General features: G+C 71.6%; 11 protein-coding genes and 1 riboswitch. Of the genes, 7 read left to right on the top strand and 4 right to left on the bottom strand.

Annotated features, from left to right (window positions below; translation table 11 throughout):
* Nucleotides 1-65: 65 nt before the first annotated feature.
* Both ACFC1K_RS16450 and ACFC1K_RS16455 read left to right on the top strand, forming a co-directional pair.
* Nucleotides 66-797: an HAD family hydrolase gene (locus ACFC1K_RS16450; protein ID WP_375872437.1), complete on the top strand. Its 732-nt coding sequence runs from the start codon at nt 66-68 to the stop codon at nt 795-797.
* A complete protein-coding gene (locus ACFC1K_RS16455) occupies nt 794-3,319 on the top strand; it encodes a glycosyl hydrolase family 65 protein (RefSeq protein ID WP_310292388.1) in 2,526 nt (841 codons plus the stop codon). Before ACFC1K_RS16450 ends, ACFC1K_RS16455 begins: the two co-directional genes overlap by 4 nt.
* Before the next feature lie 99 nt (nt 3,320-3,418).
* On the opposite strand, the gene thiD is transcribed toward ACFC1K_RS16455, so the two are convergent.
* The 3 genes from thiD to thiM form a co-directional block, all read right to left on the bottom strand.
* Nucleotides 3,419-4,894 (bottom strand): bifunctional hydroxymethylpyrimidine kinase/phosphomethylpyrimidine kinase, encoded by a 1,476-nt coding sequence (thiD, locus tag ACFC1K_RS16460; RefSeq protein ID WP_375872438.1) that lies wholly within the window; start codon nt 4,892-4,894, stop codon nt 3,419-3,421.
* Entirely contained in the window at nt 4,891-5,565 is a 675-nt protein-coding gene (gene thiE, locus ACFC1K_RS16465; RefSeq protein WP_375872439.1) for a thiamine phosphate synthase, read from the bottom strand. Before thiE ends, thiD begins: the two co-directional genes overlap by 4 nt.
* Complete coding sequence (thiM, locus tag ACFC1K_RS16470) at nt 5,562-6,380, bottom strand: hydroxyethylthiazole kinase (RefSeq protein ID WP_310292393.1); 819 nt, start codon at nt 6,378-6,380, stop codon at nt 5,562-5,564. The genes thiE and thiM overlap by 4 nt, the downstream gene beginning before the upstream one ends.
* A riboswitch (TPP riboswitch) is annotated at nt 6,371-6,465 on the bottom strand. Its footprint overlaps the gene before it by 10 nt.
* 131 nt (nt 6,466-6,596) lie before the next feature.
* Between thiM and ACFC1K_RS16475 the strand changes: the two genes are divergently transcribed.
* From ACFC1K_RS16475 to ACFC1K_RS16485, 3 genes are all read left to right on the top strand, one after another.
* Nucleotides 6,597-8,849 (top strand): DNA polymerase III subunit gamma and tau, encoded by a 2,253-nt coding sequence (locus ACFC1K_RS16475; RefSeq protein ID WP_375872440.1) that lies wholly within the window; start codon nt 6,597-6,599, stop codon nt 8,847-8,849.
* A gap of 3 nt (nt 8,850-8,852) precedes the next feature.
* Complete coding sequence (recR, locus tag ACFC1K_RS16480) at nt 8,853-9,446, top strand: recombination mediator RecR (RefSeq protein ID WP_375872441.1); 594 nt, start codon at nt 8,853-8,855, stop codon at nt 9,444-9,446.
* Nucleotides 9,447-9,623: 177 nt separating this feature from the next.
* Nucleotides 9,624-10,556 (top strand): DMT family transporter, encoded by a 933-nt coding sequence (locus ACFC1K_RS16485; protein ID WP_375872442.1) that lies wholly within the window; start codon nt 9,624-9,626, stop codon nt 10,554-10,556.
* 2 nt (nt 10,557-10,558) lie between these two features.
* On the opposite strand, the gene ACFC1K_RS16490 is transcribed toward ACFC1K_RS16485, so the two are convergent.
* On the bottom strand, nt 10,559-11,047 hold the full coding sequence (locus ACFC1K_RS16490) for a hypothetical protein (RefSeq protein WP_375872443.1): 489 nt from the start codon (nt 11,045-11,047) through the stop codon (nt 10,559-10,561).
* Between the two features lie 250 nt (nt 11,048-11,297).
* Here ACFC1K_RS16490 and ACFC1K_RS16495 point away from each other — a divergent pair, with 250 nt between their 5' ends.
* Both ACFC1K_RS16495 and ACFC1K_RS16500 read left to right on the top strand, forming a co-directional pair.
* Nucleotides 11,298-12,599, top strand: coding sequence for an aspartate kinase (locus ACFC1K_RS16495; RefSeq protein ID WP_310292730.1), 1,302 nt, complete (start codon nt 11,298-11,300; stop codon nt 12,597-12,599).
* Between the two features lie 177 nt (nt 12,600-12,776).
* Nucleotides 12,777-13,847 (top strand): aspartate-semialdehyde dehydrogenase, encoded by a 1,071-nt coding sequence (locus ACFC1K_RS16500; RefSeq protein ID WP_310292403.1) that lies wholly within the window; start codon nt 12,777-12,779, stop codon nt 13,845-13,847.
* Nucleotides 13,848-13,850: the final 3 nt, after the last annotated feature.

Consider the following 13,850-nt stretch of genomic DNA (forward strand, 5'->3'; position numbering starts at 1 on the left):
CGCATTACGCTTGCTGGACGGCGCGACGCAGTGCCGAAGCATCCGTACTCGCTTCCGGAGGTTCTGTGGCTGACGACGCACTGCCCGATCTGACCGCTTACGACGCCGTGCTGTTCGATCTGGACGGCGTCCTCACGCCCACAGCCGAAGTGCACATGCACGCGTGGCAGACGATGTTCGAGGAGCTCTTCGCAGCGTGGGACATCACCCCGCCGTACACGGAGCGCGATTACTTCGACCACCTCGACGGCAAGAAGCGCTACGACGGCGTCGCGAGCCTGCTGCGCTCGCGCGACGTCGAGGTGCCCTGGGGCCACCCGTCCGACCCGGTGACCGCCGACACGGTGTGCGGCATCGGCAACCGCAAGAACGCCGTCTTCGAGCGCGTGCTCCGCGCCGAGGGCATCGCCCCGTACCCGGGGTCGATGCGCCTCCTCGACGTGCTCGCCGAAGCGGGCACGCCCGTCGCGGTGGTGTCGAGCTCCAAGAACGCGGAGGAGGTGCTGGCGGCAGCCGGCATCCGTGATCGCTTCACCGTCGTGATGGACGGCGTCATCGCCGAACGCGACCACCTCGCCTCCAAGCCCGCACCGGACGTGTTCGTCGAAGCGGCACGGATGCTGGGGGTCGATCCTGCGCGGAGCGCCGCGGTCGAAGACGCCATCAGCGGCGTCCGCTCCGCCGCCGCCGGCGGCTTCGGGCTCGTCGTGGGCGTCGACCGGGGCGTCGGGGTGCAGGACCTCGTCGACGCCGGTGCGCACGTCGTGGTGAAGGATCTGGAGGAGTTCGCACGATGATCGATCGCGATCGGTTCCCCGTCGACCCGTGGCGTCTCGTCGAGACGTCGTTCGGCCTCGACGACGCCGGCGTCACCGAGACGCTGTTCGCCGTCGGCAACGGCTACCTGGGCCTGCGCGGCAACCAGCCCGAGGGGCGTCACGCGCACGAGCACGGCACGTTCATCAACGGGTTCCACGAGACGTTCCCGATCCGTCACGCCGAGCAGGCGTACGGCTTCGCCGAGGTCGGGCAGACGATCATCAACGCCCCCGACGCGAAGGTGATGCGGGTCTACGTCGACGATGAGCCGCTGTCGCTGGACGTCGCCGACGTGCGCGAGTACGAGCGGACGCTCGACATGCGCGACGGCGTGCAGCGCCGGCACATCCTCTGGGTCACTCCGTCGGGCAAGGAGGTGCGGATCGACTACGAGCGCCTGGTGTCGTTCGAGGAGAAGCACCTCGCGCTCATGACGGTGGACGTGACAGTGCTGAACGCCGACGCGCCGGTCACCGTGAGCTGCCAGATCCTCAACCGTCAGGACGGCGAGGACGTCTACGGCGGCACGCCGGCGGCGCCGCGCCGAGCCGGGTTCGACCCGCGCAAGACTGAGAAGCTCGAGGAGCGCGTCCTGCAGCCGCAGGAGTACTGGCAGGACAAGCTGCGCTCGGCCCTGTCGTACCGCGCCACCGAGTCGGGCATGACGCTCGCGGTGGTCGCCGACCACCTCGTCGAGACGGCGAACGAGTACACCTCGCGCACGCTCATCGAGCCCGACATCGCGAAGAACGTCTTCCGGGTGAACGCGAAGGCCGGCGTGCCGATCCGCGTCACGAAGCTCGTGAGCTACCACACGTCTCGAGGCGTGCCCGCGCGCGAGCTCGTCGACCGCTGCCGCCGCACCCTCGACCGCGCCCTCGGCGAGAGCGTCGACGCGATCCGCGCGCAGCAGCGCGAGTGGCTCGACGCGTTCTGGGAACGCTCGGACGTGCGCATCGGCGGCCACGACGACCTGCAGCAGGCGACCCGCTGGTGCCTGTTCCAGCTCGCGCAGGCGTCGGCGCGTGCCGACGGCCAGGGCGTGCCCGCGAAGGGCATGACGGGGTCGGGGTACTCCGGGCACTACTTCTGGGACACGGAGATCTACGTGCTCCCGTTCCTCGCGTACACGACGCCGTTGTGGGCCCGCAACGCGCTGCGGATGCGGTACCTGATGCTGCCCGCCGCGCGTCGCCGGGCGTTCCAGCTCAACGAGGCCGGCGCGCTGTTCCCGTGGCGCACGATCAACGGCGAAGAGGCATCCGCCTACTACGCCGCCGGCACCGCGCAGTACCACATCAACGCCGACGTCAGCTTCGCGCTCGCGAAGTACGTGCGGGCGACCGGCGACAACGACTTCCTCTTCCGCGAGGGCGTCGACATCGCCGTCGAGACGGCGCGGCTGTGGGCGACCCTCGGCTTCTGGCGTTCGAACGACGGCGTGGTCGACGGCGAGGGCGACACGTTCCACATCCACGGCGTCACCGGGCCCGACGAGTACACCACCGTCGTCAACGACAACCTGTTCACGAACGTCATGGCGCGGTTCAACCTCCGCTTCGCCGCCCGCACCATCCGGGAGATGGCGGAGGCCGACGGCGAGGTCTACCGCCAGATGGTCGACCGCCTCGCCCTCGAGCCCGGTGAGCCCGAGGCGTGGGAGCGGGCTGCCGAAGCCATGCACATCCCATTCAGCCCGAGCCTCGGCATCCATCCGCAGGATCATGTGTTCCTCGAGCGCGAGATCTGGGACCTCGAGAACACCCCGCCCGACAAGCGGCCCCTGCTGCTGCACTTCCACCCGCTGGTGATCTACCGGTACCAGGTGCTCAAGCAAGCCGACGTCGTGCTCGCCCTGTTCCTGCAGGGCAACCACTTCTCCGACGAGGACAAGCTCGCCGACTTCGAGTACTACGACCCGCTGACGACGGGCGACTCGACGCTGTCGGCCGTCGTGCAGGCGATCCTCGCCGCCGAGGTCGGCTACCAGGACCTCGCGCTCGAGTACTTCCGGCAGTCGATCTTCGTCGACCTCGGCGACCTGCACCACAACGCCGCGGACGGCGTGCACGTGGCCTCGGCCGGTGGCGTCTGGACCGCGCTCGTCGCCGGATTCGGCGGCATGCGCGACCACTTCGGCGAGCTGTCGTTCAATCCACGGCTTCCTGCCTCGTGGCCGTCGCTCGAGTTCGTCCTGCACTGGCACGGCACGCGGCTGGTCGTCACGGTCACCCGCGAGGAGCTGCGTGTGCGCGCCACGGAGGGCGACCCCGTCGGCTTCAGCGTACGAGGCGTGGGCTACGTGGTCGGCGCGGGCGAAGAGGTCGTCGCGCCGCTCGACGGGCAGGGCCCGGTGATCCCGGGGCGTCCGTCGCTGCGCGAGCTCGGCGACGCCCGCCGCGAGGACGGTTCGCTGCTGTCGGCCTCGGTGCCCACCGTCACCTCGACGATCCCGATCATCGTCGGCGCCGCCGACGTGGAGCACGGCGCCGACGTCTAGAAGCTCGCTCGTGAGCGTCGGAGATCCGGCGGAAGACGGATGATCCTGGTGGATCCGTCCTGCTTCCGCCGGATCGCCGTCTTTCGCGGCAGATCCCGGTCAGGCGCGGGCGAAGAAGTCCCGCTCGTGCTCCATCGAGCGTGCGAACGCCGCGTCCATGCGCGCCCGCTCGATCGGGCCGGCCTCGAGCGCCGCCGCATCGGCGATCTCGGTCGCGCGGGCGGTCGCCGCGGTGAAGGCGGGGTCGCCGTACATCGCGAGCCAGTCGTCGTACGGGTGCTCGTCGTGCCGCCGGGTGGCGAGGCGGATGCCGAGATCGGTGTAGAGCCAGAAGCAGGGGAGGAGCGCCGCGACCAGCTCGGCGTATGACCGGGCCGACGCGTGGAGATGGTTCGTGTAGGCGAGGGTCTGCGGCGCCGGGGCTGCGTCGGTCGCGCCGAGGTGGGACTCGTGCAGCCGGCGCTCCTCGACGACGGAGGACTCCGCCGCACGCGCCCAGAACGCCTGCTCCTCCGACGCCGGCGCGAGCGCGCTCGCCTTCGCCAGTACGCGCGAGTACTCGCCGAGGTAGAGCGCATCCTGCGCGAGGTACCGCAGGAACGTCTCGTGCGGCAGGGTGCCGTCGCCGAGCCCGCGCACGAAGTCGAGGTCGTCGACGTCCGCGCGTACTGGTGCTGCGGCCTCCCACACGCGTGCCGACCACGAAGGGACGGTCGAGGATGCTGCGCCCCGCAGTTCGTGGAAGTGGTCGATCGGACCGTTGCCCTCGCCCACCCGCAGCGCGTCGGCGCGGGCGAGCGCCCCGGTCAGCCACGTCTTCGCGCGCTGAAGCGCCTCGGGCCAGGTCCCGCCACCCGCCCGGAGCGTCGCCATCGCGGACGAGAGCGAGCACCCGGTGCCGTGGGTGTGACGCGTCTGGACGCGTGCGCCGCCGACTTCGTGCACGGCGCCGTGGGCCGCCACGATCGCATCCGGGCAGTCGGCACCGTCGAGGTGTCCGCCCTTCAGCAGCACCGTCGTGCCGGTGTCGCGGGCGAGGGTCTGCGCGTCGACGACGGCCTGCGCCCACGAGGTCGCGCGGGTGCGACCGGTGAGCACCGCGAGCTCCGCGAGGTTCGGCGTCACGAGATCGACGTCGCGGGCGAGCTCACGGAGCGCCTCCTCGGCCGCGGGGTCGAGCAGCCGGTCGCCGCTCGTTGCCACCATCACCGGATCGAGCACCACGATCGGCGGGCGCACGCGCCCGAGCCACTGCCGAACGGTGCCTATGATCTCCGCCGACTGCAGCATGCCGATCTTGACCGCGTCGATCTCGACGTCGTCCGACACGGCATCCAGCTGCGCGGCGAGGAACGTCGTCGGGGGGACGTGCACGTCGCGCACGCCGCGCGTGTTCTGAGCCACGAGCGCGGTGACTACGGCCATGCCGTAGCCGCCGAGCGCGCCGATCGACTTGAGGTCCGCCTGCACGCCGGCGCCGCCGGTCGGGTCGGTGCCGGCGATGCTGAGCACCCGCGGGATCGCCACCGCGCGGACCGGCGTCGGTGCGGGCGCGGTCAGCGACGTGTCGGTCACCGCGCGGCCCCCTCGAGCGAGGGCGCATCGGCCGCATCCCGCAGCGCGCGGGCGGCCGCCGCCGGGTCGTCCGCGCCGCAGATCGCGGACACGACCGCGATGCCCGCGGCGCCGGCATCGCGGAGCGCCGCGACATCCGACTCGACGACCCCGCCGATCGCGACGCACGGCAGGTCGGTGCCCGCGGCGAACGCGGCGAAGCCCTCGACGCCGAGCGCCGGCGGGTGGTCGGGCTTCGTCGACGTCGGCCGGATGACGCCGACGCCGAGGTAGTCGATCGTGCCGTGGCGGGGGAGATGCGCGGCGGCCCGGTGCTCCGCGGAGTTCGCGGTCCATCCGATCACGGCGTGCGCCCCGAGCAGCCGCCGTGCCGTCTCGGGCGGGAGGTCGCTCTGTCCCAGGTGGACGCCGTCGACGCGGGCACCGGCATCCCGGGCGGCGACGGCCACGTCGACGCGGTCGTTGATGAGGAGCAGGCAGCGGCGGTCGATGACGTCCGAGAGGGCTCGCGCCTGGCGCATGAGCTCACGAGCCGTCACCGACTTCGCCCGCAGCTGCACGACGTCGACCCCCGCGCCCGCCGCGGCGTCGACCACGTCGAGCAGCCGGTCGAACGGCAGACGGCCGTCGGTCACGAGGTGCAGCGCGAGGCGGGCGCCGAGCCCGCTCATCGGATCGCCAGCACGTCGGCGACGCGCGCGTCGAGCTCGGCCGGTTCCGCGGCCACGGCGTCGAGCGCGTCGAGGAACGCCACGGCGAACGTGCCCGGTCCCTCCGCGCGGGCGGCAGCCCGTTCCGACGCGGCCGCGTAGAGGACGGATGCCGCCACCGCCGATTCGAAGGGAGCGCACACGCCGACGAGCGCGGCCATCACCGCGCCGAGCGAACAGCCGCCGCCGGTGACCCGCGTGAGCAACGCGTCCCCGCCGTGGATGCGGACCACCCGCTCGCCGTCGGTCACGAGGTCGACCGGTCCCGACACGGCCACCACGCCGCCGGTGCGCAGCGCGAGCGACCGCGCGGCGCCGGCCGCAGCATCCGTCCCGTCCGTCGCATCGACTCCGCGACCGCCGCCGCCCTCGCCCGCCACGGCGAGGATCTCGGAGGCGTTGCCGCGGACGATGGCGGGACGGTGCTCGAGCAGTTCGGCGGCGAGAGCGGTGCGCACGGGCAGCACGCCGACCGCGACCGGGTCGAGCACCCACGGGGTGCCGGCCCGCACCGCTTCGCGGGCGGCCTCGCGCTGCTCGGCGGTGGGGGTGCCCAGGTTCACCAGCACGCCGTCGGCCACGCCGGCGAAGAGTCCGGCCTCGCCCGGGATGTCGCACATGGCGGGAGCGGCGCCCACCGCCAGGAGTGCGTTCGCCGTGTAGTTCGTCACCACCGCATTGGTGATGCACTGCACCAGGGGCGAGGTCTCCCGCAGAGCCGTCAGCGCGGCGGCGGGGGAGAGGGAGGACAGGTGTGCTTCGGTGCGCGCGTTCATCGCGACATCCCTTCGCTCGCATGATCGAGATCAGGTTCGACGGGTGTGTTCTCAGCCCGCCGTGCGGGCACCCCGTGTCACTGCCGAGCAATCTAGCAGGGGATCTCGACGGCCGATCGCCGTGTGTCCTCGGCGTGCGCCGTGCGCGTCCGGTCCCCGTCGCCGAGCCTGTCGAGTTGCGGTCGCGATGTCGGCCCCACGCCGTAGGCTGGGGGAGTGACCACCGCCCTCTACCGCCGCTACCGGCCCGAGTCGTTCGGCGAGATGATCGGGCAGTCGCAGGTCACCGAGCCGCTCATGACCGCGCTGCGCGGCGACCGGGTCGGTCATGCGTATCTCTTCTCGGGCCCCCGCGGGTGCGGAAAGACCACGTCGGCGCGCATTCTCGCCCGCTGCCTCAACTGCGCGCAGGGCCCGACAGACACGCCGTGCGGCACGTGCGACAGCTGCGTCGAGCTCGGCCGTGGCGGCGGTGGTTCGCTCGACGTCGTCGAAATCGACGCGGCCAGCCACAACGGTGTCGACGACGCCCGCGACCTGCGCGAGCGCGCGGTGTTCGCGCCCGCCCGCGATCGCTTCAAGATCTTCATCCTCGACGAGGCGCACATGGTCACCCCGCAGGGCTTCAACGCCCTGCTGAAGCTCGTCGAAGAGCCGCCCGACCACGTGAAGTTCATCTTCGCGACGACCGAGCCCGAGAAGGTCATCGGCACCATCAGGTCGCGCACCCACCACTACCCGTTCCGTCTCGTGCCCCCGGCCGCGATGCTCGAGTACGTCGAGCAGCTGTGCGCCCAGGAGGGCGTGAACGTCGAGCAGGGCGTCCTGCCGCTCGTCGTGCGCGCGGGCGGCGGATCGCCCCGAGACACCCTGTCGCTGCTCGACCAGCTGATCGCCGGCTCGGAAGATGCCAAGGTCACCTACGCCCGTGCGGTCGCGCTGCTGGGCTACACCCACGCCGAGCTGCTCGACGAGGTGATCGACGCCTTCGCCGCCTCCGACGCGGCGGCTGCCTTCGCCGCGGTCGACCGCGTGGTGCAGACCGGACAGGACCCGCGCCGATTCGTCGACGATCTGCTCGAGCGCCTGCGCGACCTCATCGTCGTTTCCGCGGCCGGCCAGGGCGCCGCCGCCGTGCTGCGGGGCGTCTCGGCCGAAGACCTCGCGCGCATGCAGCGCCAGGCCGACGCCTTCGGTCCGTCGCGGCTGTCGCACATCGCCGACCTCGTCATCGCGACCCTCGACGACATGACCGGCGCCACCTCGCCGCGCCTGCAGCTCGAGCTGATGGTCGCCCGCGTGCTCGCGCGTGGCACCGGCGCCGCTCCCGTCGCCGCGCCGGCGATGGCCGTTGCACCGGCTCCCGCGACGACAGCTCCCGCGACGCCCGCCCCTGCAGCCGCTGCACCCGCGGCGCCCGCGCCTGCAGCCGCTGCTGCCGCGCCCGCCGTGGCGGCGCCGCCGGCTCCGGCCGCGCAGCCTGCCGAGGCTGCGCCCGTGGCTGCCCCTCCCGTCCCCGCCGGCCCGGTCACGCTCGACCGCCTCCGGCAGGCGTGGCCGCAGGTTCTCTCGCAGCTCGAGAACGTGAGCCGATCGTCGTGGATGCTCGCTTCGGGCGCCCGCACCGTGGCGCTCGACGACGACGTGCTCACCCTTGCGTTCTCGAGCCAGAGCGACGTCGCGAAGTTCAAGCAGCTCGCCGCGGGCAAAGGCCCCAGCGAAGATCTGCGTCAGGCGATTCTGGCCGTGCTCGGCATCCGCGTGAAGTACATCGCCCGTCACGACGCTGCCGGCGGGTCCGCTGGCGCGGGTGGCCCGGCGGCGCCGGCGCCGGCGGGGCCCGGTCGCGAGGCTCCGCGTCAGGCGGCCGCACCTGAGGCGCCGGCCGCCCGCACCGCCGCCGCCCCGCCGAGCGGGTCGCGGCCTGCGCAGGCTGCGGCACCGCGTGCGTCGGCACCTGCCGCGCCCGCCTCGACCCCGGCTGCGCCGCGCGCGACAGCTCCCGCTGCGCCGCGACCGACCGCGCCGGCTGCGGCGCCGGCGTCGGCCGCCCCGGTCACCGACTGGGCCGTCGCACCCATCCCGTCCGACGACGACGCGCCGCCGCCCGACCCGGGCCCGGCCGCCTTCCCCGCTGAGACGCCTGCGCAGTTCGCGGTCGACGACGAACCTGAAGACGCCGAGGCTGCGACCGCACGCGTCGCCACGCTCGCGCCGCCGCGCGAGGGCGAGGTCCTGCCGCGCACCGAGATCGCCCCCGCGCTCGATGACGATGACGATGACGACGAGGACGACACGGATGCTGTCGCCGACCTCCCGGTCCCACCCACGGTCGCGCCGCCGCTGACCCCGGTGGTCACGACCCGCAACGGCGGCGTGCAGCGCTACGGCGAGGCGGTCGTGCGCCAGGTGCTCGGAGCCACGTTCGTTCGCGAGGAACCCTACGAGCCCCCGACGAGGTTCAGCTAGCCCATGTACGACGGCATCGTCCAAGACCTGATCGACGAATTCGGCCGCCTCCCCGGGATCGGGCCGAAGTCGGCTCAGCGCATCGCGTTCCACATCCTGCAGACGCCGAACTTCGACGTGTCGCACCTCGCCGAGCTGCTCAGCGAGGTGCGCGAGCGGGTGCGCTTCTGCGAGGTGTGCGGCAACGTCTCCGAGCAGGAACGCTGCTCGATCTGCCGCGACCTTCGCCGCAACCAGACGCTGATCTGCGTCGTGGAGGACGCCAAAGACGTGGCGGCGATCGAGCGCACGCGCGAGTTCCGCGGGCTGTACCACGTGCTCGGCGGCGCGATCAGCCCGATCGCCGGCATCGGTCCCGACGACCTGCGCATCACGCAGCTCATGCAGCGTCTCGCCGATGGCACCGTGCAAGAGGTCATCCTCGCGACCAACCCGAACCTCGAGGGCGAGGCGACGGCGACCTACCTGAGCCGTCTGCTGCACACCCTCGAGATCTCGGTCACCCGCCTCGCCTCCGGTCTTCCGGTCGGCGGCGACCTCGAGTACGCCGACGAGGTCACGCTGGGTCGCGCCTTCGAGGGCCGTCGCTCGGTCTGACCCCGACGCCGGTCGGGGTGTGCTCCGCCATCGCCGAGGATGTCGGAAGTCTGTCGTAGATTGGCGGTCGGCCGTCTCGCGCGCAACGCCCGGCGACCCGGAACCTGAGTCGATGACGACGACGTCCGTCCGGCGGCGTCTCGGCTGACTTCGCCACCACATTGGGAGACACCCCGCATGAACTCCTCACAGCGGTTCGACACGCGCGCATGGCTGCTCTTCGCCGCGATGGCACTGCTGTGGGGTGTCCCGTACCTGTTCATCAGCGTCGCCGTCGAGTCCTACTCGCCCGCGGCGGTGGTCGCCGGCCGCACACTGCTCGGCGCGCTGCTCCTGCTGCCTTTCGCGCTGCACCAGAAGGCGCTGCGTCCCGCGTTCGCGAAGATCGGCTGGGTGCTGCTGTTCGGCGGGATCGAGATGGCCGGCCCCTTCCTGCTGCTCGGCCATGCCGAGCAGACGCTGCCCTCAGGACTCACGGGGCTCCTGGTGGCGACCGTGCCGCTGTTCGCCGCGCTGATCGCCTTCGGCGGCGGCGACCGGTCGGTGCTCAGCCCGGCACGCGCGATCGGGCTCTTCATCGGCTTCGCCGGCGTGTTCGTGATCGTCGCCGGTCCCGGGCTCGCCATCGAGGGCGGCGGTGGCCTCCTGGCAGTGGGGGAGGTGCTCCTCGTCGCGCTCCTGTACGCGATCGCGCCCTTCGTCATCGCGACCAAGCTGCGCGACGTGCCGTCCCTGGGCTCGATCACCCTGGCCCTCTTCGCGGTGGGCATCTTCTACACGCCGATCGCGTTCCTGACGCAGCATCAGGTGCCCACCGTCGAGAGCACCGTGTCGCTCGTGGCCCTCGCCGTGCTCTGCACGGCGCTCGCGTTCATCGCCTTCTTCGCGCTGATCGCTCGGGTCGGTCCGGTCAAGGCGCCGCTGTTCACCTACGTCAATCCGGTCGTGGCGATCGTCCTGGGCACGATCATCCTCGGCGAGCCGCTGACCCCGGGCCTGCTGATCGGCTTTCCGCTTGTGCTCCTCGGCTGCTGGCTCGCCGCCACCGGCGGCGCGGTGCGCGCCCGCAAGACCGAGTCGGCCGACCTGCCGCCGATCGCCTCGAGCTGAGTTCAGCGGAGCACTTCGACCAGCACGATCCACGACACCAGCAGCGCGGCGCCGATCGCGACGATCGACCCGACGGCGAACCACACCAGGCCGCCGGGCTGGCCGGCAGCCAGGAGTGCGCCGCCGATCAGATAGGCGAGCGGGGCGAAGAAGCCCACCGCCGCCTTGAGCCAGCGCATCCGGTTGGCGGGATGCTGATTCTCGAAGATCCTCCGGGTCGCCTGCGCCTGGAACACCCCGGCGCCGAGCGCGATGACGATCATCGCCACCCCGTACGGGACTGGCCCGACCTGCGGTATCAGCCCGATCGCGGAGCCGACGAGCGCGAGCACGAGGCCCGAGATGCCCGCGGCGAGACGGGCGGTGAGCGACGCCTCCTTGATGATGTCGCCGATGTTGACGCTCGCGGCGACGATCACGAGACCCGCGAGCGCCGCCGTCGCGCCGACCATGGCCACGTTGAAGTCCGACCAGGTCTCGATCTGCTCCATCCTCGGATGCTACTGGCGCCGCGCCGCGGCGCACAGAATCGGAACCTCTCGCCGACACGCCGGTCGGCGCACCGCGCGGGCGGCGTGTCGGCGCGGATCTCCGTTCCTGTGCAGCGCCGCCGCCCGGGCGGCGCGACACATGGCTGGGCGCGCATGAGCGCGTCCGTAAGATGGACCCTTGGGTGACAGGAGACCGCCGTCAGCGGCATCCGTTCTCGCCCGTCCTCAGACAAAACGCGTGGAGTTCGATGTGGCGCTGATCGTCCAGAAGTACGGCGGATCGTCGGTGGCTGATGCCGAGAGCATCAAGCGCGTCGCGAAGCGGATCGTCGACGCGCGTCGCGCCGGCCACGACGTCGTGGTGGCCGTGAGTGCGATGGGCGACACGACCGACGAGCTGCTCGATCTCGCCAGCCAGGTCGCGCCCATCCCGGCGCCGCGCGAGCTCGACATGCTGCTCTCCAGCGGCGAACGCATTTCGATGGCGTTGCTGGCCATGGCGATCCATTCGATGGGGTTCGAAGCGCGATCGTTCACCGGCAGCCAGGCCGGCATGATCACGACCGCCGACCACGGGTCGGCCCGCATCGTCGACGTGACGCCGATCCGCCTGCGCGAGGCTCTCGACGAGGGCGCGATCGTCATCGTCGCCGGCTTCCAGGGCTTCAACCGCGACACCCGCGACATCACGACGCTCGGCCGCGGCGGCTCCGACACCACCGCTGTGGCCCTGGCGGCCGCGCTCGAGGCCGATGTCTGCGAGATCTACAGCGACGTCGACGGCATCTTCACCGCCGACCCGCGGGTCGTGCCGAAGGCGAGGAAGCTCACCGTCGTCTCGGCCGAGGAGATGCTCGAGCTCGCCGCGAACGGCGCCAAGGTGCTGTACATCCGCGCCGTCGAATACGCACGCCGTCACGGCGTGCTCATCCACGCCCGCTCCACGTTCAGCTCGGGCGTGGGGACCTACGTGCTCGGCCAGGGGATGAACCTTCCCGAGGGCACAGTTCCCGACATTTCAGGGGGAGAAGAGATGGAAGAGCCCATCGTCGCCGGCGTCGCCACCGACCTCGGCCAGGCCAAGATCACCGTGATCGGCGTTCCCGACGTGCCAGGCAAGGCCGCCGAGATCTTCAAGGTCGTCGCGAAGTCCGGCGCCAACGTCGACATGATCGTGCAGAACGTCTCGGCCGCGACGACCGGTCGCACCGACATCTCGTTCACGCTTCCCAAGACCGACGCCGCGACTGCGCTCAAGGCGCTCGCCGCCGACCAGTCGGAGATCGGGTTCGAGAACCTGGTGCACGACGACCAGATCGGCAAGCTCTCGGTCGTCGGCGCGGGCATGCGCACCCACTCGGGTGTCTCGGCCACGCTCTTCGAGGCGCTGAGCGTCGCGGGCATCAACATCGAGATGATCTCGACCTCCGAGATCCGCATCTCGGTCGTGGTGCGCGGCGACGACCTCGCCGAGGCCGCCCGCGTCGTCCACACGGCCTACGGCCTGGACGGCGACATCGAGGCGACCGTCTACGCCGGCAGCGGTCGCTGACTCGGTCCGTTCGCGCGCAGCCGCACGCGAACGGCAGGAATCGCACGCTTACTGTCCGCTCGGACAGGTAACACCGCGGTCCTTCCCCGGCCCCGGCCGGTAGAATCGCCCAAACCCCGCGCGATCGACGGTGCCCGCGCGTCCGCTCCACGCTTGTGCCCACGCTGAGGAACTCCCATGACCCGCATCTCCGATTCAGGACTCTCCGTCGCCGTCGTCGGCGCCACCGGCCAGGTCGGGACGGTCATGCGCGAGATTCTCGCCGAGCGGAACTTCCCGATCCGCGAGCTGCGCCTCTTCGCCACGGCGCGCTCGGCCGGCACCGCCGTCGAGTTCGGCGGCGAGACCGTGATCATCGAGGATGTCGCCACCGCAGACCCGTCGGGCATCGACGTCGCCCTGTTCTCGGCCGGCGCCACAGGCAGCCGCGCGCACGCGCCCCGCTTCGCCGAGGCCGGCGCGATCGTCATCGACAACTCCAGCGCATGGCGCATGGACCCCGAGGTGCCGCTCGTCGTCAGCGAGGTCAACCCCCACGCGATCGCGAACCCGCCCAAGGGCATCATCGCGAACCCCAACTGCACCACGATGGCCGCGATGCCGGTGCTGAAGCCCCTCGACGCCGAGGCCGGCCTCGAGCGTCTCATCGTCTCGACGTACCAGGCCGTGTCGGGTTCGGGTCTCGCCGGAGCGCAGGAGCTGCTCGGCCAGGTGGAGGGCGTCCTCGCCCAGGGCAACACGCTCGACCTCGTGCACGACGGCTCGGCGGTGGACTTCCCGCAGCCCGAGAAGTACGTCGCGCCGATCGCGTTCGACGTGATCCCGCTCGCCGGCAACCTCGTCGACGACGGTCTCAACGAGACCGACGAGGAGAAGAAGCTCCGCAACGAGAGCCGCAAGATCCTCGAGCTGCCCGACCTGCGCGTCGCGGGCACCTGCGTGCGCGTGCCCGTCTTCACCGGCCACTCGCTGTCGATCCACGCCGAGTTCAAGGGCGACATCACGCCCGAGCGGGCCTACGAGATCCTGGCCTCGGCGCCGGGCGTCGTCGTCGAAGAGGTCCCGACGCCGCTGCAGGCGGCCGGAAACGACCCGAGCTACGTCGGCCGCATCCGCGCCGACCAGTCCGCGCCCGAGGGCAAGGGCCTCGTGCTCTTCATCTCGAACGACAACCTCCGCAAGGGCGCCGCGCTCAACGCCGTGCAGATCGCCGAGGTCGTCGCCGCCAACCTCGGCGTCTCCGCCTGACGC

Source organism: Microbacterium sp. NPDC056057 (genome assembly GCF_042266945.1).
GTDB classification, from domain to species: Bacteria; Actinomycetota; Actinomycetes; order Actinomycetales; family Microbacteriaceae; genus Microbacterium; species Microbacterium trichothecenolyticum_C.